The sequence below is a fragment of the Paenibacillus sp. FW507-14B1B genome, assembly GCF_058781425.1.
Map to the genome: position 1 here is coordinate 772,993 of NZ_JBYSWS010000001.1, position 20,032 is coordinate 793,024.

The 20,032-nt window shown below is 43.4% G+C and carries 39 protein-coding genes and 1 pseudogene; 5 read left to right on the top strand and 35 right to left on the bottom strand.

The features are described from left to right. Positions 1-8: 8 nt before the first annotated feature. From AC3WJJ_RS03460 to AC3WJJ_RS03555, 20 genes and pseudogenes are all read right to left on the bottom strand, one after another. Positions 9-266 (bottom strand): hypothetical protein, encoded by a 258-nt coding sequence (locus AC3WJJ_RS03460; protein WP_492538033.1) that lies wholly within the window; start codon positions 264-266, stop codon positions 9-11. Beyond that, positions 263-1,603 (bottom strand): replicative DNA helicase, encoded by a 1,341-nt coding sequence (locus tag AC3WJJ_RS03465; RefSeq protein ID WP_492538035.1) that lies wholly within the window; start codon positions 1,601-1,603, stop codon positions 263-265. Before AC3WJJ_RS03465 ends, AC3WJJ_RS03460 begins: the two co-directional genes overlap by 4 nt. Then, a complete protein-coding gene (locus tag AC3WJJ_RS03470) occupies positions 1,596-2,018 on the bottom strand; it encodes a replicative helicase loader/inhibitor (RefSeq protein WP_492538037.1) in 423 nt (140 codons plus the stop codon). Before AC3WJJ_RS03470 ends, AC3WJJ_RS03465 begins: the two co-directional genes overlap by 8 nt. Further along, positions 1,948-2,925 (bottom strand): hypothetical protein, encoded by a 978-nt coding sequence (locus AC3WJJ_RS03475; RefSeq protein ID WP_492538039.1) that lies wholly within the window; start codon positions 2,923-2,925, stop codon positions 1,948-1,950. Before AC3WJJ_RS03475 ends, AC3WJJ_RS03470 begins: the two co-directional genes overlap by 71 nt. A 179-nt stretch (positions 2,926-3,104) precedes the next feature. Then, on the bottom strand, positions 3,105-3,257 hold the full coding sequence (locus AC3WJJ_RS03480) for a DUF6906 family protein (protein WP_492538040.1): 153 nt from the start codon (positions 3,255-3,257) through the stop codon (positions 3,105-3,107). Between the two features lie 5 nt (positions 3,258-3,262). Then, on the bottom strand, positions 3,263-3,526 hold the full coding sequence (locus tag AC3WJJ_RS03485; protein ID WP_492538041.1) for a hypothetical protein: 264 nt from the start codon (positions 3,524-3,526) through the stop codon (positions 3,263-3,265). A gap of 26 nt (positions 3,527-3,552) precedes the next feature. After that, the gene (locus AC3WJJ_RS03490) at positions 3,553-4,260 is read right to left on the bottom strand and encodes an MBL fold metallo-hydrolase (protein WP_492538042.1); all 708 of its coding nucleotides are present in this window, start codon (positions 4,258-4,260) and stop codon (positions 3,553-3,555) included. Then, complete coding sequence (locus AC3WJJ_RS03495; protein WP_492538043.1) at positions 4,260-5,351, bottom strand: hypothetical protein; 1,092 nt, start codon at positions 5,349-5,351, stop codon at positions 4,260-4,262. Before AC3WJJ_RS03495 ends, AC3WJJ_RS03490 begins: the two co-directional genes overlap by 1 nt. Then, a complete protein-coding gene (locus tag AC3WJJ_RS03500) occupies positions 5,344-7,350 on the bottom strand; it encodes an AAA family ATPase (protein WP_492538045.1) in 2,007 nt (668 codons plus the stop codon). The genes AC3WJJ_RS03495 and AC3WJJ_RS03500 overlap by 8 nt, the downstream gene beginning before the upstream one ends. A gap of 57 nt (positions 7,351-7,407) precedes the next feature. Next, positions 7,408-7,614 (bottom strand): hypothetical protein, encoded by a 207-nt coding sequence (locus tag AC3WJJ_RS03505; RefSeq protein WP_492538047.1) that lies wholly within the window; start codon positions 7,612-7,614, stop codon positions 7,408-7,410. Between the two features lie 3 nt (positions 7,615-7,617). After that, the gene (locus tag AC3WJJ_RS03510) at positions 7,618-7,875 is read right to left on the bottom strand and encodes a hypothetical protein (RefSeq protein ID WP_492538049.1); all 258 of its coding nucleotides are present in this window, start codon (positions 7,873-7,875) and stop codon (positions 7,618-7,620) included. A 66-nt stretch (positions 7,876-7,941) separates the two neighbouring features. Beyond that, entirely contained in the window at positions 7,942-8,142 is a 201-nt protein-coding gene (locus AC3WJJ_RS03515; RefSeq protein WP_492538051.1) for a hypothetical protein, read from the bottom strand. A 121-nt stretch (positions 8,143-8,263) separates the two neighbouring features. Beyond that, complete coding sequence (locus tag AC3WJJ_RS03520; RefSeq protein WP_492538052.1) at positions 8,264-8,407, bottom strand: hypothetical protein; 144 nt, start codon at positions 8,405-8,407, stop codon at positions 8,264-8,266. A 13-nt stretch (positions 8,408-8,420) separates the two neighbouring features. Then, positions 8,421-8,891, bottom strand: a complete 471-nt coding sequence (locus tag AC3WJJ_RS03525) for an ORF6C domain-containing protein (RefSeq protein WP_492539572.1) — start codon at positions 8,889-8,891, stop codon at positions 8,421-8,423. Positions 8,892-8,936: 45 nt separating this feature from the next. Beyond that, positions 8,937-9,140 (bottom strand): annotated as a pseudogene (locus AC3WJJ_RS03530) (ORF6N domain-containing protein); the annotation flags it as partial. Then, the gene (locus tag AC3WJJ_RS03535; protein WP_492539644.1) at positions 9,043-9,294 is read right to left on the bottom strand and encodes a hypothetical protein; all 252 of its coding nucleotides are present in this window, start codon (positions 9,292-9,294) and stop codon (positions 9,043-9,045) included. The pseudogene AC3WJJ_RS03530 and the gene AC3WJJ_RS03535, both read right to left, overlap by 98 nt. Next, the gene (locus AC3WJJ_RS03540) at positions 9,291-9,458 is read right to left on the bottom strand and encodes a hypothetical protein (RefSeq protein ID WP_492538054.1); all 168 of its coding nucleotides are present in this window, start codon (positions 9,456-9,458) and stop codon (positions 9,291-9,293) included. The genes AC3WJJ_RS03535 and AC3WJJ_RS03540 overlap by 4 nt, the downstream gene beginning before the upstream one ends. After that, positions 9,455-9,718 carry a DUF7667 family protein gene (locus tag AC3WJJ_RS03545; RefSeq protein ID WP_492539574.1) on the bottom strand — a complete coding sequence of 88 codons (264 nt, stop codon included), beginning with the start codon at positions 9,716-9,718 and terminating at the stop codon, positions 9,455-9,457. Before AC3WJJ_RS03545 ends, AC3WJJ_RS03540 begins: the two co-directional genes overlap by 4 nt. Then, positions 9,715-9,927 (bottom strand): hypothetical protein, encoded by a 213-nt coding sequence (locus AC3WJJ_RS03550; RefSeq protein WP_492538055.1) that lies wholly within the window; start codon positions 9,925-9,927, stop codon positions 9,715-9,717. Before AC3WJJ_RS03550 ends, AC3WJJ_RS03545 begins: the two co-directional genes overlap by 4 nt. 102 nt (positions 9,928-10,029) lie before the next feature. Continuing rightward, entirely contained in the window at positions 10,030-10,251 is a 222-nt protein-coding gene (locus AC3WJJ_RS03555; RefSeq protein ID WP_492538056.1) for a hypothetical protein, read from the bottom strand. A 194-nt stretch (positions 10,252-10,445) separates the two neighbouring features. On the opposite strand from AC3WJJ_RS03555, the gene AC3WJJ_RS03560 reads away from it, so the two are divergent. Both AC3WJJ_RS03560 and AC3WJJ_RS03565 read left to right on the top strand, forming a co-directional pair. Then, positions 10,446-10,832 carry a helix-turn-helix domain-containing protein gene (locus AC3WJJ_RS03560; protein WP_492538057.1) on the top strand — a complete coding sequence of 129 codons (387 nt, stop codon included), beginning with the start codon at positions 10,446-10,448 and terminating at the stop codon, positions 10,830-10,832. A 173-nt stretch (positions 10,833-11,005) separates the two neighbouring features. Next, the gene (locus tag AC3WJJ_RS03565) at positions 11,006-11,236 is read left to right on the top strand and encodes a helix-turn-helix domain-containing protein (protein WP_492538058.1); all 231 of its coding nucleotides are present in this window, start codon (positions 11,006-11,008) and stop codon (positions 11,234-11,236) included. A 242-nt stretch (positions 11,237-11,478) separates the two neighbouring features. Here the strand turns inward: AC3WJJ_RS03565 and AC3WJJ_RS03570 are convergent, their stop codons facing one another. The 10 genes from AC3WJJ_RS03570 to AC3WJJ_RS03615 form a co-directional block, all read right to left on the bottom strand. Further along, positions 11,479-11,859, bottom strand: coding sequence for a LytTR family transcriptional regulator DNA-binding domain-containing protein (locus AC3WJJ_RS03570; protein ID WP_492538059.1), 381 nt, complete (start codon positions 11,857-11,859; stop codon positions 11,479-11,481). A 20-nt stretch (positions 11,860-11,879) separates the two neighbouring features. Next, on the bottom strand, positions 11,880-12,020 hold the full coding sequence (locus AC3WJJ_RS03575) for a cyclic lactone autoinducer peptide (protein ID WP_492538061.1): 141 nt from the start codon (positions 12,018-12,020) through the stop codon (positions 11,880-11,882). Further along, positions 12,017-12,547, bottom strand: coding sequence for an accessory gene regulator ArgB-like protein (locus AC3WJJ_RS03580; RefSeq protein ID WP_492538063.1), 531 nt, complete (start codon positions 12,545-12,547; stop codon positions 12,017-12,019). Before AC3WJJ_RS03580 ends, AC3WJJ_RS03575 begins: the two co-directional genes overlap by 4 nt. Further along, positions 12,537-13,166, bottom strand: a complete 630-nt coding sequence (locus tag AC3WJJ_RS03585) for a hypothetical protein (RefSeq protein WP_492538065.1) — start codon at positions 13,164-13,166, stop codon at positions 12,537-12,539. The genes AC3WJJ_RS03580 and AC3WJJ_RS03585 overlap by 11 nt, the downstream gene beginning before the upstream one ends. A gap of 18 nt (positions 13,167-13,184) precedes the next feature. Beyond that, a complete protein-coding gene (locus AC3WJJ_RS03590; protein ID WP_492538067.1) occupies positions 13,185-13,493 on the bottom strand; it encodes a hypothetical protein in 309 nt (102 codons plus the stop codon). A 146-nt stretch (positions 13,494-13,639) separates the two neighbouring features. Next, positions 13,640-14,245 carry a replication-relaxation family protein gene (locus tag AC3WJJ_RS03595; protein ID WP_492538068.1) on the bottom strand — a complete coding sequence of 202 codons (606 nt, stop codon included), beginning with the start codon at positions 14,243-14,245 and terminating at the stop codon, positions 13,640-13,642. 1 nt (position 14,246) lies between these two features. Further along, positions 14,247-15,428, bottom strand: coding sequence for an FtsK/SpoIIIE domain-containing protein (locus tag AC3WJJ_RS03600; RefSeq protein ID WP_492538070.1), 1,182 nt, complete (start codon positions 15,426-15,428; stop codon positions 14,247-14,249). A 166-nt stretch (positions 15,429-15,594) separates the two neighbouring features. Further along, positions 15,595-15,798: a hypothetical protein gene (locus AC3WJJ_RS03605; protein WP_492538072.1), complete on the bottom strand. Its 204-nt coding sequence runs from the start codon at positions 15,796-15,798 to the stop codon at positions 15,595-15,597. Between the two features lie 12 nt (positions 15,799-15,810). Then, entirely contained in the window at positions 15,811-16,020 is a 210-nt protein-coding gene (locus tag AC3WJJ_RS03610; RefSeq protein WP_492538074.1) for a hypothetical protein, read from the bottom strand. Beyond that, positions 16,013-16,810 (bottom strand): ParM/StbA family protein, encoded by a 798-nt coding sequence (locus AC3WJJ_RS03615; protein WP_492538076.1) that lies wholly within the window; start codon positions 16,808-16,810, stop codon positions 16,013-16,015. The genes AC3WJJ_RS03610 and AC3WJJ_RS03615 overlap by 8 nt, the downstream gene beginning before the upstream one ends. Before the next feature lie 201 nt (positions 16,811-17,011). Between AC3WJJ_RS03615 and AC3WJJ_RS03620 the strand changes: the two genes are divergently transcribed. Further along, on the top strand, positions 17,012-17,233 hold the full coding sequence (locus tag AC3WJJ_RS03620) for a transcriptional regulator (protein ID WP_492538078.1): 222 nt from the start codon (positions 17,012-17,014) through the stop codon (positions 17,231-17,233). Between the two features lie 60 nt (positions 17,234-17,293). Continuing rightward, positions 17,294-17,635, top strand: a complete 342-nt coding sequence (locus tag AC3WJJ_RS03625; RefSeq protein ID WP_492538080.1) for a hypothetical protein — start codon at positions 17,294-17,296, stop codon at positions 17,633-17,635. Positions 17,636-17,653: 18 nt separating this feature from the next. On the opposite strand, the gene AC3WJJ_RS03630 is transcribed toward AC3WJJ_RS03625, so the two are convergent. After that, positions 17,654-18,076 carry a YhjD family protein gene (locus AC3WJJ_RS03630; RefSeq protein ID WP_492538082.1) on the bottom strand — a complete coding sequence of 141 codons (423 nt, stop codon included), beginning with the start codon at positions 18,074-18,076 and terminating at the stop codon, positions 17,654-17,656. Continuing rightward, a complete protein-coding gene (locus AC3WJJ_RS03635) occupies positions 18,066-18,263 on the bottom strand; it encodes a hypothetical protein (protein ID WP_492538084.1) in 198 nt (65 codons plus the stop codon). Before AC3WJJ_RS03635 ends, AC3WJJ_RS03630 begins: the two co-directional genes overlap by 11 nt. Before the next feature lie 130 nt (positions 18,264-18,393). Between AC3WJJ_RS03635 and AC3WJJ_RS03640 the strand changes: the two genes are divergently transcribed. Further along, positions 18,394-18,609: a hypothetical protein gene (locus AC3WJJ_RS03640; protein WP_492538086.1), complete on the top strand. Its 216-nt coding sequence runs from the start codon at positions 18,394-18,396 to the stop codon at positions 18,607-18,609. A gap of 17 nt (positions 18,610-18,626) precedes the next feature. Here the strand turns inward: AC3WJJ_RS03640 and AC3WJJ_RS03645 are convergent, their stop codons facing one another. The 3 genes from AC3WJJ_RS03645 to AC3WJJ_RS03655 are packed head-to-tail and all read right to left on the bottom strand — an operon-like array spanning position 18,627 to position 19,986. After that, positions 18,627-19,319 (bottom strand): M15 family metallopeptidase, encoded by a 693-nt coding sequence (locus tag AC3WJJ_RS03645; protein WP_492538088.1) that lies wholly within the window; start codon positions 19,317-19,319, stop codon positions 18,627-18,629. Then, positions 19,306-19,584 carry a phage holin family protein gene (locus AC3WJJ_RS03650; RefSeq protein WP_492538090.1) on the bottom strand — a complete coding sequence of 93 codons (279 nt, stop codon included), beginning with the start codon at positions 19,582-19,584 and terminating at the stop codon, positions 19,306-19,308. Before AC3WJJ_RS03650 ends, AC3WJJ_RS03645 begins: the two co-directional genes overlap by 14 nt. Positions 19,585-19,599: 15 nt before the next feature. Next, a complete protein-coding gene (locus tag AC3WJJ_RS03655) occupies positions 19,600-19,986 on the bottom strand; it encodes a hypothetical protein (RefSeq protein ID WP_492538092.1) in 387 nt (128 codons plus the stop codon). Positions 19,987-20,032 lie beyond the last annotated feature (46 nt).

The following is a 20,032-nucleotide window of genomic DNA, read 5'->3' on the forward strand; positions in this document are numbered from 1 at the left end:
CTCGCTTTCTAACCTGTTTGACTGGAGAAGTCTAGATAAGACCATCCAAGCTCATCGTACTTCTTACGTAACTTCGGAAACTCTTCAGCATACTTCCCCCTGCTGTATTCCTGTACAAGCTGTGCTGTACGAGTTAGCATCCATTTCTTCCGGTTGATTTCATCCTCTTCTGCCAGGGGATCAATATTCTCCAATTCCTCAGTCAGCGTGACCATGCCTTGTATAGCTCGATCGAACTCCTCATCATCTTTGATAACTCTACTCATGCGCTCAGCCCCTTCTCCTTGCGCTTCTGCTTCATGTCCTCGGTAATATTTAAGAAGGATTGGTAAGGCTTATCAAAAACCATAGTTATCGTTCCAGTACCTACATTCCGACCCTTAGCAACGATCAGATCAATCAGACCTTTTCGGGCGCTATCTGCGTTGTAGTAATCGTCCCGGTAAAGGAATATAACGATATCAGCGTCACTCTCAATATTTCCGCAATCTCGAATATCTGACATCATAGGACGCTTATCCTGCCGTTGGTCAACGCTCCTACCAACGGCAGCCAAACATACAACTGGAATCATAAAGGTCCGAGCAATCTGCTTTAGCTGATATGAGATATACTTGTACATCTCTCGTTCGCTGGTGAAAGTCTTCTCGCTCCGAAGGTGTTGAAGATAATCGATGTATAATGTCATTTTGGGATACAGTTTGATCATCCTTCGGACAGTACGCCAGATGTGTTCGATCGTCGGACTTGGAGAGTCATCAATAAATATCTTTCGTCCTCCAATGAGATCGGCAGCTTTGCTATATCTATCCCAATCGCTTTCCGTCATCTGGCCCGATTTCATGTGCGATATCTTGACACGCCCAACCGCCCCAATCATTCTCTCTAGCATATTGAATGCCCCATCTTCCCCAGAGACAATAAATGAAGTCGATCCGTCTTCACTGGATGCATAAGCTTCGTTACAAAGATATGCTGATTTGCCTACTGACGGCCTAGCTCCAACAACAATAAAGTCACCGTCCTGATGCCCCCTACTCATGTTGTTGTATTCCGTGCTGCAAGACTTTCGTCCCGTAACTCCTCCAGAGTGCTGCGACCGCTTGATGATAATTGAAGTATGCTTTTCTAGCAGGTCGGATAGATTCACAGGACCATCCTTAACCGATGTTCTTGCTTGGATGTCTTCCAGTTCGTCCATTCTTGCTTTTGCGTTTTGCAAGGTTGATCCGCCTGCCGCTATTAATTCAGCTGTAGCTTTCATCTCACGTTGGACATACTCTTCATTTACAATCTGTTGATAATGCCTGAACATCCCATTGGTGTGGGGTACCGATCTCTGTATCTCGGTAATCTTACTGAAGCCACCGATCTTCTCCAGTTTCTTTCCCCAATGTTGAGCAAGCAAAGGAAGGTAAAAGGGATCTGGTTGATCAGAAAACTTCTTATAAGCATATCGAAGCACTTCGAAAATTTTCCCATTGTCCCATTCTGGTGAGAATGACTCTGGCATCAGTACGCATTCAGCCATGAGTTCCTTATCTAGCATGATAGATCCCAGTACGTTTATCTCAGCCTCATACAGATAGTTGTAATCACTCATTGTCATCACCACCTGCACTGTAATCACTGAAGGCTGGGACCCGTGACTTTTTAAAGAGTTTCTGCAGCTTCTCCAACACATGATCAGGAGGCGGGCCTACAATGTTGTTTTCGTGATACTCTTTGAGTGACAACGCTTCTTGCTCTCGCTCTATTTTCTGCACGTCATATACAGAAAGTTGTTTTTTTGGTCTTAGGATATCGGCTATTGTTGGTTCGAATCTTTCGTTGTCGATGTGATAATCCAAAGCGTGTATAGCCTGTTGAAGTGTAATTCCATTCAAACTCAAGCGTTCGTGCCATATTTCAGCAGTGGGACTTGAAATAACTGAACCATCTGGAGCCCTATTCGTTATAAGGGTAAAGTTCGGGTAAGCTCGTTTGATCTTGGACAGAAGGCCGATTGTTTCCGCCATCGTTATGACCATTACCGTTCACCTCGTTCAAGTACAATTGTTTCATATCCTCAAAATCATCATGAGCCTGTTGGCTGCGGTTTTTATACCCGCCAGCCTTCTGCTTATTTTTTGATAGATGCTCCTCGTACTTCTGTCGTAGCCATCCGCCACGTTTAAACACTGCATAATCACTTGCGTAAAACTTATCAACGGATAATTTATAAGAACTGAGAACATCTAGCATCCAGGTCAATCCTTCTTGTCCAAACTCGTTCAGCAGCTTCTCATGTTCTTCAGGCTTGAGCCATACACTTTCTGCATACTCTGTTTTACATTCGCGACTCTTTTCCAATTTGGATTTAGAAGCCATCTTATCTACAGCTCCTTTTCGTGTTTTATCAGTTAAGCATTCTTCTTTAATACCTTCTTCTTTAATACCTTCTTCTTTCTGTGGTCGCTCAGCTGGTCGTTGTGCTGGTCGCTCTTTTAAATCCTGCTGGTCGCCTTGCGCTGAAATCCCTTGTGGCGTAAGGTTTTTTGCTGGTCTCTTTTCTTTTTCCTGCTGGTCGCCATGCTGGTCATTCTGCTGGTCGCTTTTTTGGTTCATTCCAGGCACATATTCGAATGAATAAATGGTGAATTTGCTGTACTTTTCGTTCTGTTTAATGAGCCCTTCTTCGACTAGCTTTTTGATCAGAGTTCTGAGTCTGCGCTCAGAGATATCCAATCGGGTACTCCATGAAGATCGACCAAAGATAAACTCCTTTTTTCGAATGGTCACCTCTTGCCCGTCGATTACCCGCACCTCTGGAGTATCAGAGAACCGAGCGAGGAATGCCATTTCACAGAACACCATCCAATATTCCTTATCACGTCTGATCCAGTGATTCAGAAGATCTCTTCCTATCGGGATAAACCCGCTCATGCCTCCTCACCAACGTTCTTGATTCATGTTTGATCTTTTGAGTGTGCTTTAACTCGGTGTGGCACAGGGAGCACACCCGCATGCCGCGGATATACTCCTCTCGCCCAGGGTTTATCTCATTGCCGCATACTTGGCAATCAGGACATCGTCTATAGATTTCTACAACTGCTTGTTTCATGTTAAAGATGAATGATTTTAGTCGTATTAGTATTGCGATGAACAAGATGTAGTTTATATGCTTCGGCCTTACAAACGAGCCAGTTGTCAGGGTTAGAGCCTGCATCTTTGATAATCTGCTTCTGCCGCCGGGTTGGATTTTTACCGTTCTTCATCTCGATCACCCCTGAGCGTAGAATTTTTGGAATGGCTGTCTACTTACTTTTGCTAGATATCTACGATCACGACGGGTAAATGCAAAGCCTTTGTATTCTTCGAGAATCGCAGTAGCAACAACAGATGGTCCGATACTACCAGGCTTGTACGGTTTCTTTTCAGACGCTTCGTGCTTAAACTGACGACGAGATTTGATGAGCGCATATTCACGAGCTGCTCCTGCTTGAAGTGCTGCTTTAAGGGAATATTTTTTAAGAGTATTTTTCATAGGATAATTCCTCCGATTAGATATGATTAACGGTCTGCCACATAAACTGGGCAGCCGGTCAATGCTTGTATTTCTCGTTTAAACAACTCTTCGTCACTATTCGTATCAGATAAATGAATCAACCAAATTTCCTTGACCTTACTCATGTCGTTTGCTCTGATGAACTCCTTCATGGTTTCAAGGCTGAAGTGAGAACGAACCAATCGACGCTTCATACTTACAGGGATCCTTCCAGCGATAATGTTCTGATCCACGATCGCCTCCGAATAATTGCATTCTATGAGCAAATGAGTCAGGCTGATGAACTGATAGCGAATGTAGAATGTATCAGTAGCAAAGAGTAATTTATCTCCGGCCTCATTGGCGAGTAGATAACCAAGCGGTTCATCAACGTCATGCTCGACTTCAAAGGGTAGGATTGTCCAAGTTCCGATTCTGAATTGTTTTCTTGCTTTCACTATGACTGCACGATGTCCAGTCAGTCCTGCCGCAGCCAATGCTCCAGCTGACGCATAAAGATCAATTCCTGCTCGCATAACGTCCTTGGCTGACTTACAATGGTCTTGGTGGTTGTGGGTCAACAAGCAACCTGCTACGTCCGACATTCGATAATTGAGGGCTCGCTGTATGTCTTTGAACCGTAGCCCGCATTCCAGCAGCAGTGGGGTATGCCCGTCTGTCACATAGTAGGCGTTGCCCGCGCTGCTGGATCCTAATGGCCTAATCTCTATCATTAAAAATCTTCGTCAGTCGCATCGTTCTTCTTCTCAGGCTTTGTGCTAGCTGGAGGTGATGCCTCAACTTGATCAGGAACATGGTTATCTTGTGGTTGCCCTTGCGGTTCAGTTGGTGGCTCAGGCTTGATATCGATCGGCTCTCGGTTTGCTCTCTCGGTAATCTCCTCCCGAACTGCAGCATAATCTCCATCTGCTTGATCGTGAATCAGCTCAACAAAGGCGTTTCCGAAATCCTTCGGTATCTTTTTGACCACATTGTTACGCATCTTGCGGATTATCATAGCCTCACGGCTGTGGTACTCCGACCATGCTGGGCTAATCCATTTTTGAAGCTCTTCATCATCAAGAGCCTTGAGCCCTAGTTCAGCAGCTTTTTTCAAGAACACGACTTTCTTCTCAGCAATCTTTTTAAGCTGTTCAGCATTAGCGTCGTATCTCGTCTTTCCTGCAGGTAGCACACCGAACGTTTCATTCATCATATTATTTTGGATATGAGCGACTAGGTTTTTAGCGACATCATCACGTTCAGAGATGAAATACTGAATGCTCTGATCCTTGAAGATGATGGGGTATACAACTCGAACGACATCTCCTTTGCCTTTAGGCGTCCATCTTGGTGGCGTCATCTCCAAGCCATTGAAGGATGGGTATTCAAACTCATCATCCTCGCGTACCAACCAGAAGGGGCGTACCTGTTCGACATTGCGGCCGAAGTTGCTCAGTATCGCATCATTACCATCGCCCTCGATACCCATCTCAATTTGCTTCTTCCAAACATCCTTACCATCGACCTTGACCTTCACGTTTCTAATTTGAAAGAACACTTCACGTGGGCTGGCAGCCGCATTCAGCTTCAGTGCTGCTACATTCAGCAAGGTAGTTGTCACGTTGTTCTTGTCGAGACTCGGGTCGCTGAATGTCAAACCTTTTGTATCCAGAGCAGCATTAATGGAAGACAAAGCATTCATAACACACTGTTTTGAATACTGGTCCATATTGATGCCGTTATTGACTAATTGGCTTTCGATCATAGGAAGAAAGGTATCATTTACTTTTGTTAATCCAGTGGAATAGGTTTGGTTACTCAAGGTTAAACGCCTCCTGTGTAATGGTTTCTTGCTTTTCAACATGTAAGCCATGGTGGTTCTTACTTACGATCAGTCTGATCTGTTGACCGGAGGTGTTTTCTATATCCGTAACAGCCTCCGCGTTATCGATGAATATTGGAGCGATCACTTTGAAGTGATCAGATAAAGTATTGATAATATCTAATCCGGCATTAACCTGTGCTGCTCGGTTCAGGCCATCCTCATAAGGAACAAGGTTAGGCCCGTAAAGGATCTTGCACGTCTCGTTCAAAGCCCCGTTGATCTGGGTTTCGAACAATCGAAACTTCACATTCCTAAACTTGGCATTGATTTTGGATTCAAGCATCTGGACTTTGGTTCTCATGAACTCCTCTGTAAGGTAGAGCTGCCGTTCCAATTCTTCGTATTGTCGGGCGAGTTCTTTCTCTTCCGCCTTGAGTTCCTCGATGCGCTTCTGCCCTCTTTGAATCTGATCGAACCCGGCGTATTTTCTTTCCTGGGACTCAAGTTCAGCTCTTAGGCTTACTACTTCCAATCGGGCATCACTTAAGGCACTAACAGACTGTGAACGGAGATCTCTTATAGCGCGTTCCACCTCTTCTCGTTCCTGCAACTTACTTGCGTACGCTGGATCTGATGAGGCGTCAGGAGTAGAGGAATCTAACATTTCGATTTCGCGTGCTAGCCCTCGGATCTCTTGATCCAAGGCCTCCAAGTTAAACTGATTGAATTCAACTGTGCCAGAGATTCGCTCGATTTCTTCTGCCCATTGATCCGCTATTTGTTTCAGTTGCTTACCACGACTAACGATTGATTCAAGGGACTGTGCCTTGCGCTCATTAAACTGCGCTTCGGCTTTATTCCGTGCTTGTTCAATACTTTCTGGTTGTAAGGCTTGACCACACGTCGGACACGATGTATCTCCGTCATAAGTAAATTCAGATGCCCTGACCTTGTCTCGTTCCTCTCTCAATCGCGCTCTCTCGGATTCATTCTCCTCAAGTTGGGAACGGAGCCTCAATTTTTGGTTTTCCGATCTTTTCGTGGCGTCCTCAAGCGCTCCATATTCTGTTTTCTTCTTGGAGAGATGCTGGCGCTTAGTGTTGATTTTTTCAAAGGACACCGATTGAATATCGTTTTTGATCTTAAGCAGCTCGCCCTCGATCTCCCTGAGTCGGTTTGTTTTAACGGCGATCTCCCCACCGCTTTGAATCCGATTCATCTGCTCTTCTTTGTTGTTGATCCGCTCTCGAAGTGACTCAATTTGCTTTTGCATCATCTCTTCGTTCAGGCCATCCGTATCTGGCATAACTCTTTGAATCTCAGCGATCCCTGTGGGGATTTCCTTCAATCTGCTATTGATACGATCCTGGTCGCCTTTGATCTTATCCCGATGTCCTTCCATAGAGCGTTGTTCCATCAGAGTCGGAAGCTCACTCAAGGAATCATTACTGGAAATCACGTCGCTGTCTGATATGTCACCACAAACCTCAAGCAGTAACTTCCGCCGTTTCTTCCAATCCCTATCAGCAAAGTTTGCCGGATTCGTTAGTAGCTTGAATGTATCCTCATCGATGATTGTGGCAATCTCTTTCTCGTAAACACCCTTACCGAGTGGAGCTTCATCGATGTAATAATCCGTCTTGTGACCTGTGAATTCTGACTTCGCTGCACCGCGCTTCTTGGTCCATTTCTCAGAGAACACTTTGCGGAGCTCCTTGCGCTTCCCATCAATCTCTAGTACGCCAATTACCTCGTGATCAACTCCATGCATTGGCTCCCCGTTAGCTTCCAATGTTTTAATCCATTTCTCCGGCTCGCTCTTCTCACGACTGTCCTTGTTAAACAGAAGCCAGTAAAATCCATCGAACAAAGTTGTCTTGCCAGCAGCATTCGGACCATATATGTTCACGTCCTGACCATCAGAGTGAAGCGTAAATTCTTTAAGTCCTTTGAAAAATCTATAGGTTAAGGAGATAAGCTTGATTTGTTTTACCATTTGCCTTCCTCGCTTTCCGTGCTATTATGGATTTGTATAATTTCTTATTGACCGCTCTCATTGGGCGGCTTTTTTTGTGTGGTCTGTGACCAGGTTGTAACGTTGCTCGATGATGCTTAATTCTCCTTTGATGATCTCTCGTGTTGCTGGATCGCTCTCATCTAGAAACCAGTCATAGAGGTAGAGCAACCTATCGATGTCTTCCCGAGCTTCAGGAGTAAGGGATTCGCGGAACTGACTGAATAGTTCACTTTCAGTTCTCATGACTCAGAGCTCCGCAAGCTCTTGATTGAGCAGTTTGATTTCTTCCTGAATTGCTTCGATGACCAAAGCCTTCGCCTTACTTGCTAGTCTCGGGTAATCATCCCGTTTAATTTGTGGGCCATTACCGATACGGTCGAGAATCAAGATTGAAGTTTTATCATTGCTGTAGCTGATGAAGTGCTCCAACTCTTTGATGCGTTTCTGGATATTCCGAGCCTTATCAACCCGTTCAGCCATGTACTCCAACGTCTTCTGATCCATGTTAATTCCTCGCTTTCGCTTGATATTTGGGCTCAAAACCCCGATTTTGGCAAAAAAATAAATAGGCTACTGATTTTCAGCCTTTTGGACGTCAACTTCATCATCTGATTCAAATTGATCCAGTACATCTTGTTCGGTTAAGTTTGGTGTTTGAAATGCTGGCGCGGAAACTGGTGATAGCCTGAAGATCTTGATCTCTTCCACCACAACAAAACTTTGTCCTGATGACTTAAGTTTGAATTTCTTCCCGAGCTCTACTTTGCTCATCGTCTAGTTCACCTCCTATTTGCAATTTTCACAGGTTCGTGGATATCCCGGCTCTTCCAAGTCATCCATGTAGCAGCCACACACTTGACACATCAGACCATCTAAAATCATTTCAGTGACTTCACTCATCTCTTTCCTCACCTCCCTCCAAGGAATCGATCATGCTATCTTCAACTTGTTGCTTGTAAGCATCCAATGCATCAACTTCTAGGCGCTGTGATGTTTCTTCTTCGCACAAAGGCAGTGAAAAGCGATCAAGGTCCATATGACGTTCCTTTCTATCGGAATGTGAGCTGTGAGTTTGCTTGTTCAATATCGCGTAGCAGCTTACCTTGTGGTGACCAATCATGCACATATTCCTTCGCCTTCTCAAAGTCCTTGACCAGCGTGTTCTTGTAAGAGTTAGTGTTAAAGTATCCCTTGAAATCACGCCACAGTGCGGAATACGACTCACTTCGGATTGTTCTGTCTGTGTAAGCTGGGCTCTCCTTACCACCGAGGAGACTGATTATGCTCTTATTCGCTAACTGCTGCAGGTCGTTCTGTTGTCCATAATCAATTGTCGTGTTGTTCTCCAGGCGTTCAACTCTGGTTTCGAATTCTTGCGTTCGCTTGTCCAAAAGGAAGATAGCTTGAAGCTCTGGACTGAGCTGAGTCAATTGATCGACCTGCTTGACCTTGTAGTAATCGTCAACAAGCATTTCGTAAGCATCCCATGCCTGATCAGTATTGAGAGATTTGGCGTGCATCCACGCGCCTTTTTCGGTCCAGAGGTACAGGCAGTTTATGTTCGGCAAAACGTCAATTTGACGACTTGCTTTGAACTCCCGTAATTCTTCGCCTTTCAGCATGTAGAAATGTTTTCCTTCCGAATACCTAGTTTCGTTACGTTCAAAATTCTTACTGATTATTTTCGTTTCTGTCCCAAACGACTCCGCCAACTGTGCAGTTGTTAATACTCGGTGATTTTTGTGGTTGATGATTTGATGATTTTTCATTCGACACCCTCCGTTCTTTAAAGTTTTCAAAATCATAAATTTTACATGGTTCTTTCCGCTTCTGATTGTGACGAGATTCAGCAGACATCCATAACATGCAGACAAACAATAAATTTATTAGCACCCAAGCTGCTATGATCAATAAGATCGTCATCTTGCTTGGTTCTCCTGGATGATCCGGTCTGTCATCGGCTTGATTGTTTCCTGCGCTTTAAAGTCTGCAACCATCCGAGCAACTTCGTAACCCTTCATAATCCCCGTTGCGTACACTGGACCTCGATTCAGACCTTGCTGATTCAGCATCACTGCGAAACTCATGAATACATCGCCTCCATCTCATCTAATTTAATGGTGATCTCTTGCACCCATTCCATGTCCCCAGCTGTCTGCGCTTCAAGTGCAAGGTTTTTAAGCTCGTCCGTTCTTCGGACTAAGTTGAGGTTGTCCGTTAAAAGAGATAAGAGTATATCGAGCCTTATTTCTCTTAGTTTCAACTCTTTAGTTTGTGGATCGATTGCTTGCTGCAACATTTCGGCAAGCTTGCGATGTGCTGGATGGATGATTACGGCGATATTTATTCACGTCCTTCCAAATTCGCTCGAATCAACATGTCTCTTAACTCAATCAAGCCCTTGGTATTTGAAAGTGTTATGGACTTTGCAGGAATATAGGTCCCTTGCTCCAGATCATGAACATCAGCTTCAAAGAGCGTCAATGTATGTGCGGTACCTCTCTGGATTAGTGACGCTGCCTGAATGTCAGTTATGACAATTGAATGAGCTTTCACAGGCTCTTCCCCCAATCGGAAATAATATCCAAAAGTTATTGACGAAATATACGACTTTACCGTATAATTCATCTTGTAGCCAAATTCCTAATTTTTAAGAATTCATAGGCGCAACAATTCCGTAGGATTGAGTCCTAACTCCTCAACCTTGCATAGTTTCTCAACTTCATCCGCATGGAGCGTTGATGAACCGTCCATTACTCGATAAAACCTACCGAGTGGTATGCCGGACTTCTCAGCCGCAACCTTTAACGGAATGCCCTTTGCACGAATGTGGTTCTTGATACGTTGAGATACGGAGGATTCATTTGATGAATTCAACAAGGTTATCACCTCCAATCTATTAAATTCCCAATTCCTAGTTTCTAAGAATTTCGTAAACTCACTATAACTCTTAATTTCTAAGAATGCAACCATAATTTTCAAAAGTTTTAATAGTTTTTTATCTTTTTAAGAGTGTTTCTCTTTTTTTATGAATTATGATACTATCTGAATTGTTTAAGGAAGGTGGTTAAGAGATGTTGCCAACGTATGCTAAACGTTTAAAAGAAGCGCGTACTAAAGCTAAATTAACTCAACTACAAGTAATGCAACATACGGGGATAAACAATAAAACGTTAAGTGGTTATGAAAATGGAATAAGCGAACCTGATTACGGAACTCTTAAAGATTTATGCGATCTCTTCGAAGTTTCTACCGATTGGGTTCTGGGGAACACAAACAACCCTCACGGTGAATTAACTACTACCGAGAGGGACCTAGTAACAAATTTGAAATTAGACATGCCTGACAGTGAGATTATTAAGATGTTTCCGAACATGGAGTTTGAGGGACGTAAGATGTCAGAGGCACAGAAGAAGACTTTGGTGGATATGGCTCGGTTTTTACTTCGGCAAGATCAGTAAAAAATTTTTCAATCAGTGGATAATCGGATTCTCCAGCAATTGACTTAAGGAAATGAACGATATCAATACTCTCAGTACTATCCATTATGCATAACCCCCATATGTTCATGTTTATCATTATATGCGAACAACCGTTCTTATTCAAACCAAAATTTTATAATTGGAGGATCAATATGGCACTGCAACTTGGCAGGTGCCTATTGCGCTATCATCGTCTACAGACAGGACTGACTCAAGAACAACTTGCAGAACTGCTCCAGAATGAGATGGGTTTGACAGTATCCTCAACAATGATTTCTCAATATGAGAACAACCACCGAGCCATGTCCCCGCTAGTTATGCGCGGGATCTGCCTGATACTGCGCTGTTCTGAAGCAGATCTATACGAGTGGCCCCTTGCGTGATAGGTGCAGAAGTGAGTAGATTAACTACTCCCTGCTAGTTGCGACTTTACGATGTTGTTAAGTTTATGTTTGTCAACAAATTTATTCGTTACAGATAATTTAACCCTGATTGGGTCAAATTGTAAATTGAAATTGGGAAAGACGAATTTTTTTACAATCAAAGCAAACTTTATATAATATTAGGTGTTATACATAAAATGCGCATAAAAAAAGAGGCTCACTGATGTGAGTCTCTTTTCTATTTAGCTGATAATGAGACGTGGATTAAAGATAAGGAATTCCTTTTCAAGCTCGGCATATCGCCTAAAAGCCATGGTACAGTGTTTCGATTTCTTATCGATCTGTCCACTAAAGTATGCTTTCTTCTGCAGGCTATCCAGCAGCACGATGCGCTCGATATTAACAGCGTTATTACGATCTACAACTTTGAAATGATGACCGCTGTTGTTAAGAGCTGTAGTCCAATACTTCAATGTTCCAGGGGCGTAGAATTCATTATCCACTGTGTGAAAGGCCACGCGTTGATCAGACTTTAAATACTCCAGGAATACGATGTCTTCCCCACTAAGATTCACAATTCCTGATTCACCATCAATATCCCTCGTAAGGCTAAGATATTGCATTGAACCAGCTCCAATCAAATTTATTTCAACAGTTCTTCCGGTGTATCGCCGCTGTAGATGTAAACAGGGCTTGCAACATTTACAAAAAATACTGCAACCAATGTCAAAGCGGATGCGATAGCTGAAAAAACGCTATGTTTAACTTTGTTAGCTATAGTCATGGACGTTCACCTCCTTTCCAGTGAATCAAACTTAACGCTTGAACCAAAAAAGATAGTGCCAGCGTCGGAGATTGTATAAAGATGTTCGTACCAACAATCAAACTGCTAATCATACGCAATTTGGAATAATGCTTTTTAGGAATCCTTGATTGCTTCTCGATCCGGCTGGGAGCAAATACTATAACCAGCAGTAGGCTGAGAATATTTAGTATTTGAATATATCCCATTGATAAATCAATAAACGATATCCCCGAGAATAGCGCAGTTGTTACAAAAATACACCAAGCTCCGGTCTTTAAATGAACCCCTCCTGAAAACTGCCGAAGAAGGGCGAATCCAATCAATGCAATCAACGCTTGTTTTGTATTACCGGTTATAATCGAAACCAAAAGAGTGAACGAAATAATCGATAAAACATTAAGCACAATAGCTATGGCGTGCTTTAAGACATTAACAGAGGATTTGTGATCCGGAACTTGCCGTTTAATCCCCTCTGCAATCTTTAGAGCAGCTGTCTCAATCACCATTTATATCCTTCTCCTCAGTCCGAATCGAGTAGAAAATAAAGACACCAAAAGTAGTAGCAAAGAAAATGATATTTATCCATATCTGGTTGTAATAAAAAATAACAGTAACCAGAATCAGAACTAGAGCGATAAGGACCGACAATACAATATGCTCAAATTTAAAACGAAGCTTATCGAAATCAAAGGCGAAACCAATTCCGAATCTGTACATCAACCAAGATATTAATAAGCCTGTAGCAGCTGAAATCAATTGAAGCACATATGCATCTGTTCCTGACGCTTGAGCCTCTTCGACAGATCCGAAGAGAACCATCACGTACAACGTTTGAATGAATGCGTAGAGAACATAACCAAGTATTGTACATATCGCTGACCAAACAATAGGCATTTTTATTACTGTTGCAAACAAAAAAATGAAGATTGCGATAGTAAGCAATGGTGCTATAAATGCTAGTGAAAGTTCATTTCGCAATAGAAAGCTCTGAAGATTTGCCAACAGCATTACAATTAGTGCCTGCCATATGTACTCAGATGTTTTAAATCTAAACAGCGACATGATCAATGAATAAATGGCTAGCGTTTCAAGCGTTGAACAGAACATAAACCAAAAGGCTTCCACTGACTTTCCCCCTATGAACTACTTGTTATTATTCCGCCACTCCTCTACCTGATCCTTATAATGTTGTATGCTTGTCTCGAACCAAAACGGCCGGGATCCAACCATAAAGTCAGGCTCTGGAAAGAAACGAGTCTTTCGGGCATGGTGCATGTTCTTGGGGTCAATTCCGATGGCGTCTGCTGCTTCTTTATTACCAAGGACTCGCGGAAACTTCTTATCCGCAATAATATCTCTTGCCTCTTCCAACTGTTTAACAAGCTCTAATACCTTCTGTCCATTATCTCCCCCTATCTCATCAGCCAGCTTCCGGTACTGATTCAAGGTCAAGTTAAACCATCTCCTCCTCTTGTTTCTTTTCATTTGTTATATATTGGGTTGTTTGATTCTGGAAATAAATATACGACATTGTCATATAAAATACAAGACTTTATCATATATTTTTTCGAAAAAAAATAAGGACCCTATCCGGATCCTTACCGACTAACCTTTGGTACCATATCTGCGACACTATCCTGAAATACCCTAAATGCTCTTCCCTCAGTCTTATATTTTCCTGCTCCAGCCCCAATAATCCATACGTAAGGAAATATCTTCTTGGCTGCTGGCTGCCATGATTCCTTCTCCCATTCTCCGCTTAAATGGTACTGTTCATAACGGTTCATCTTATCATTCATAACGCGCTCACTAAACTGGCTTCGTTGTATCTCCACAAACCACGGTACCCCTTTCCATATCGTAAATACATCCGGCTCTGGTCTACCCTTGCCACCTAGCTTCGGTTCAACATTAAATACTCTTGGGGCTTCCACCTTCTTTATCTGTTTATAGAAGTCCACGATAGCCAAGAAATGACCTAACTTTGCACTGTCCTTTTTAATCCCTGGTACTGGAAAGTAAATGTACTTTCTGCGATCTGTAGAGCAGGTAATAACCTCATCCCTCCTCAGTCTTTTGAGTACCATGTTAGCTTGATTGATTGGATTCTTAACGTTTGAGAAGTGGAGCTCCGCCACATCATCACGAGTCATGCAGCGGAAGCGTTCCAAGTCGGATACTATCGCTTTATCTCTTGCGTTCAACTTACAACACCCCTATCTCTATGGTGTCTTCTTCCTCAGCATTTACAGGCTCCTTCTTGAGCACTATCGGCTCTTCTGTGACCTTGTAAGGCTCCAGTAATGTCTTAGCTTTGGGTAAGTCTAAGTACGGCCCCTGAACAGTCTTAAGGCCATCCAATTTCAGTAACATCCGTCCTTTTTGGCTCTGCTGAATATCTGCGGCTTCACCGCTGCCTAATGTGATTCTGCTGTTGATTTCATCAGAGTGACGGAATGCCATTCGAACTGTAAGGTTATTCTTGAGCTTGCCATCCAAGACATCCGCATCAGGACGTTGCATGGATAAGATGAGGAATACACCTAAAGCTCTCCCTATGGCGCTGATCTCCTCGATCCCCTCCATGATGTCCTTTTCCTTCTTCAATAGTGCAACCTCATCAATTGCTAAAACGATGTATTTCGGGCGCTCCTTTTCAGCTAACTCATCAATATTTGCAACTCCTGCTCGGTCCATTAAATCACCACGCCTCCGCATCTCCTTCCGTATCATCAGGACAATCTGGCGCAGCTGAGGGGCTTCGATCACGACCTGCTTCGCAACGCCTTTGAACAGATGAAACTCTGACCGTTTAAGGTCCGCGCAATACAATTCCAATCTGTCCGAAGCTGTCCGAATCAGCGTTGATAAAATTGACCTTAATGCCACAGACTTTCCACTACCAGTTTCCCCTGCCACCAACAGATGAGGGTGTTCAGTCATGTCATAGACTTCATCTCCTGTCCGGCTAAGTCCGACATAGATAGGGAGTCTGAGCCCTTCAGTTGCTTTCTGTACCGCCTCTGGGTCGTACTCAAAGCGTTGTACATCCTGACTGTAGATATTAAGCGTGAAGGTTTTGGACGTGCCTGAGAGCTCGATGTTGTCACCGAACGTCTGCTCAAATAACCATTCCCGTTTTCTAACCTCTTTAGGGTCCAATCCATTCGGCAGGATAAACACCACTTGTATGCAGTCATGATAAACACTCACTCGATTCACTTGAGGATAAACACTTATCTCCTTCCCCTTACGAACCTTCCGCTTAAAGCAAATATCACCTGAGATAAAGAGCTTCCGCATCTTTCCTCTGAACACTGATTCTGCACTCGATCTATAAACCGACCATGCCCCACCAAGGCAGCCGCAAGCCGCCGCTAATTTCAAAACTGTGAATCCCCCTACTCCGCTCATTATCATTCGCTTCGCCTCTTTTCGCTATCGCTCAAAACAAATTCATTTTTCCGCTATCTATCAGCCTTTTTGCATGTACTACATTGGTATTAAAACTGTTGTATCTACTTAGGTATCAGCAGAGGTTACTACCTCGGTATCAGACATGCACTCCAAAGGTGTGGGCAACACTTCGCAAGCAATCCCACCAGGCTTCAAAGGCGATGTACGCACAAGCTACATACCCGCCGATTTTGATGTACATTACCTTTCCACCGTGCCCCATTTGCTCAAGGACATTGCCACTAAAATGAGATACAACACCTACGCCAAGAACCTCAAAGATTGGAGTCAATTCCACCATGCCAATTCCCCCTTAAATAAATCCCTCAACTGTAAAATCATCAGTTACCTCACGGATCGGAGCAGCTGCCGGCACTCCTGCATATCCGTCAATGTCTCGCTGGATCAATCGTTTTAGATAACCCGACTGATTCAGACGCTCACGAACGTGCTCATATTGTTGCAGCTGATCCGGATCCAACACGTTAAATGCCACCTGTATAATGCGTATCTCCTTAGCCATAGAGCTTCCTCGCGATCAGATAAAATGCTTTTACATTTGCATAAGACGTATCGCCATCAATCAGCCTTACATTCGGAAAGTACACCCGCAGATTTTCCAATAATGCAGCTGCTGCACCACCACAGATGTATACTGCATCTTGCCTTTTCCACCCTCCTGCAAGAGCCTTCAGAGCAATCTGACGAGCGAAATCGGCAGGGCTTACTGCTCTTAATGTCTCCATTCCGGTGCCAAGTGTGAAACTGCCCTTATCGTTAAACCTGCGATCGATCAGAGTGCCAAAATTGACCGTACCGCTCCCGATATCTATAACTCTGACAATGCCTCCACCAGGAACCAATAAGCCAGCAGTAACCCCTTCAGCTGCCACCTCACACTTCCTGATCAGGATGATCTTCCGCTTACCATTTACAGCGAGATCATGCCGACCACAAAGCATATCCTTGATGGCTGTTTTTTCAGAGTCCTGATGCGTACTGATCGGCTGACCAACAATGATCTTGTGCTCTATCCCCTCACCAAACTGATGGAGTGCTAACAGGATCCGCAGGCGTGCATCAGGGTGTGCCTTTGTTTCTCCCTTCTGACTCTCCGCACATTCACTCTCATGTAAGGCAAGAGTTCCTGCGAATCCTTTCTGGTCTTCATACTCCCATTCGAAATCATAATCACCATGCTGTGTCTTAAGGTTCCGGTCCCGATACTCACCGATCAGGGAAGGAAACGACCTCAAGTGCTTTCCGTCATAAAACTTAGTTTTGTAATTCCCTGCATCAATAGCTGAAATCATTTGTATCCCACCTTGTTGTATAACTGGTTACGGTACTGGACTGGCGCCTTAGCCCGTGGTGCCGTATCTAGTTACATATCTATGGGCACTGCTCGGTCATGTTTCCGATTTATATCCGTTTTCTTGTAAATTGCTTGTATCTTTTTTACGAGATTTGTCCATCCTGATAGTAAATTGAGGAAATTCGGGAGGGGGCTAAATATGTTTGGGTTAGGCAAAAAGAGGAGTAAATACGGAGCGTTCCTTGATAGATACGGAATTGAACAAGAAGAAATCAGAAAATTGTCCAAGCTTAATAAGGACACTATTTCAAAAGCGTGTAATGAAGATGCACCTGCTATGCGTAGTATTACTAAAGATGCTTTAGCTAAGGCAGCTTCTACTTTGTCTGGGAAGCAAGTGAATCGGAGTGATTTTTGGTGATAGAAATAAGCGTTCCCGTCTGATAGACTGGAAAATAATGCTTTGATGAGGAGTGTTCAGATGGCAAGAAAAAAGAAGTTCATACCTATAGTTATTATTATCGCCTTAATCATTGCTGTTCCCGTTGGATGGAAGTTGTATGAAAATAAAAAAGAGGCTGATCGACAAGCGTTATTAAACATGGGGGATGGACTCCAGGAAGCAATGGACGATTATAAGAAAACTGCAGCAGAAATAGACAAAAACCGAACTCTTGCAGAAGAGTACACCGAAATAATGGAATCAATTATCGATGAAAAAGTTGAAGTTGGAGATGTAAAAGTAAAAGTTTGTGAAATGGAAGAAAAACTTATGGAAATTTACCCGACGATCTATACCGAACCTAGTTCCGTATGTAAATAAAACAAACCTGTCGGCATTTCAGCTGACAGGTTTTTCTTTGGGATATGCTTTCAAAACCGCTGCTAAATCTGATGTGTACTTAGTTAGTTGTACACTTATTTCTGCTTTCATCACATCGCGTGTCATGCCAAACTGGTCCTCATATCCACGACAATAATACCGGTGATAAATAATAAAGTCTGATTGTTCTTCCTCAAACACCTTTATATTTCTCTTCGTAAGCTCCCGGCGTAAACTTATCTTATCCTGAGTGATTTGGTTTAGAATTTTTTGACTAGCTAACATATACAGCCGTTTCAGAATATTGGTGGAGTATTGTGCATCATCTATGCTCTTTTGCACCATCTTTTCCATGTGTGGCAGCAGGATGTAATCACGAATCATTGTAAGTTCTTCAGTCGTTATAGTTTTACCCGACTTATGTTCCAGATCAGGACGCATGAATTACACCTACCGGTCTGATTGCTAAAATGTTATCCTCATTAAAAATTCGAAGTTCCCCCGACTTTAAACAGTTCGCTTTAACTCGCCCTTGCCTAACACCTAATACTTCAATTCGTCGCTGTGTGATATTGCCTTTACGGTCCTCATAGATGATTTCAACAATCCGTCCTATGTACTTTTTCACCGTTTTCGCCTCCAAGTAAGAACGTTTGTTTGTATTATAAACGAACACTCGTTCTGTAATCAACGTCAAATAAAGGATTCTCTGGGTGTTTGCAGAATATTCAACAAAGGAACAAAAGGAGGTCTTCTTTGTGTGGAGAAAAGAAATACTTTTGGCGATTGATAAGAAACAATCAATAACTATACGACTACTGGACGGAGAAGTTTTACAAGGTATACCGGAGATCTGTACTGATCGAGTGAAGATACGGCGCGAGGATGGAACTGTGTGGGTGCCTTTAGAGGATATAAAACATGTGAGTAGATTAATACAATTAGAACGTAAAAAAGACCCTGCCAGCACTTAGCCGGTAGGGTCTTTTTTTTATTTCTGGGAAAGATTATTGATGAGTCTGCTAAGTACAACAGCCATCTCTTCTCTTGTGATCGGAGCACCGGGGCGATTACCATCAAAGTATTTTTTATCGGTCATATCTTTCCACACGGCTTCGGCCCATGGGCTTACTTTGTTAATATCACGTTCTGCTGGCATCTTCTGTTCCTCCTTCAATGCATTCATCTTATTAAACATAGCCTCAATCTTCGTAGGATCTGGTTTAGCACCATTTTTAAGTTGAGTGCATGTAAGCCCAAATGCCATTTGGAAATGCGGATTGTCTTTAAAGCTCTTCCAGTCACCGCCCCACTCAAATCCAAGTTTCTTGGCTTCTTCCACAACCTCCAACCAATCAGCTGCTTTATCTCCGTCCCCATCTCTCTTCATATCCCAAGACGCAGATTTCCCATCTGGCATCAGTAAAGCAAAGTCTATGGCTAGTCCGTAGTTGTGGTAGCTGCTTCCACCCTTTGCATTGGTTACGATAGCTCCCGGCTTCGTTCGACCTTGTGCATACAGAGCATCCTGTTCAGCGATTGTACGTAGACCTTGCGTGATTAGGATAGGAACACCACGGGCATACGACCGTTCAATCAACAACACTGCAGCTTGCTTCACAACAGGCTGTAAACCATTAAGACGAGGGGCCGATTTGTCTTTTACTTGTTTAAGCGTCAACATCCTTATCAGCTCCGATCTTGGTCTGTTTCACAACCTGATGGCCAAATACAGCGAATGCACCTGTTAAGATTCCTTGAATAAGCGACTCAATGGTCCAGCCAAGCAACCCACTGGAAAATACAACAGCCAGCACCACAACGATATATACAATGCTCCAATCAGGAACCTTCGGGGTTTTCTTTAAGATATAGCCGATCGCCCAACATGCAGCAACAACGATTAACAACTTTGGATCAATAAGTTCAAAAATCATGCTCCATTCCATTTCAATCATCCTCTCTTATTTAAGTGCCGCTAATTTAAATCCAGCCCACAAAGCCGCAAGTAGGCCGCCTGTAGATGTCGTAATCACCACAGTGTAAAATATTTTCTTAGCCCACTCCCGGCCATTTGCTTGCTGTTGCTGTACCCCTAGAGCTTCATTCGCTTTCCTCAGTGCTTCCTCTGCTATATCCTTTGTCTGACCAAGGTCAACCTCCAAAATGGTCATCTTATCCTTAACTTGCTGGGCACAGGCAAGAGCCTCTTTCGATGTATCTCTGACCTCTGCAACGGATTGTACCAACGCTGCCAATGGCTTCAACGTCTCTTCGATTCTGGCGAGTTGTATCTGCAAAGTTACCAGCGTGTTTACATCTTGCATGTCACTCACCCCTTCCGGTGTCATACTCTTTCCCCCTCTCTGTATAAAAGAAGCCCCCGGACCACTCCCG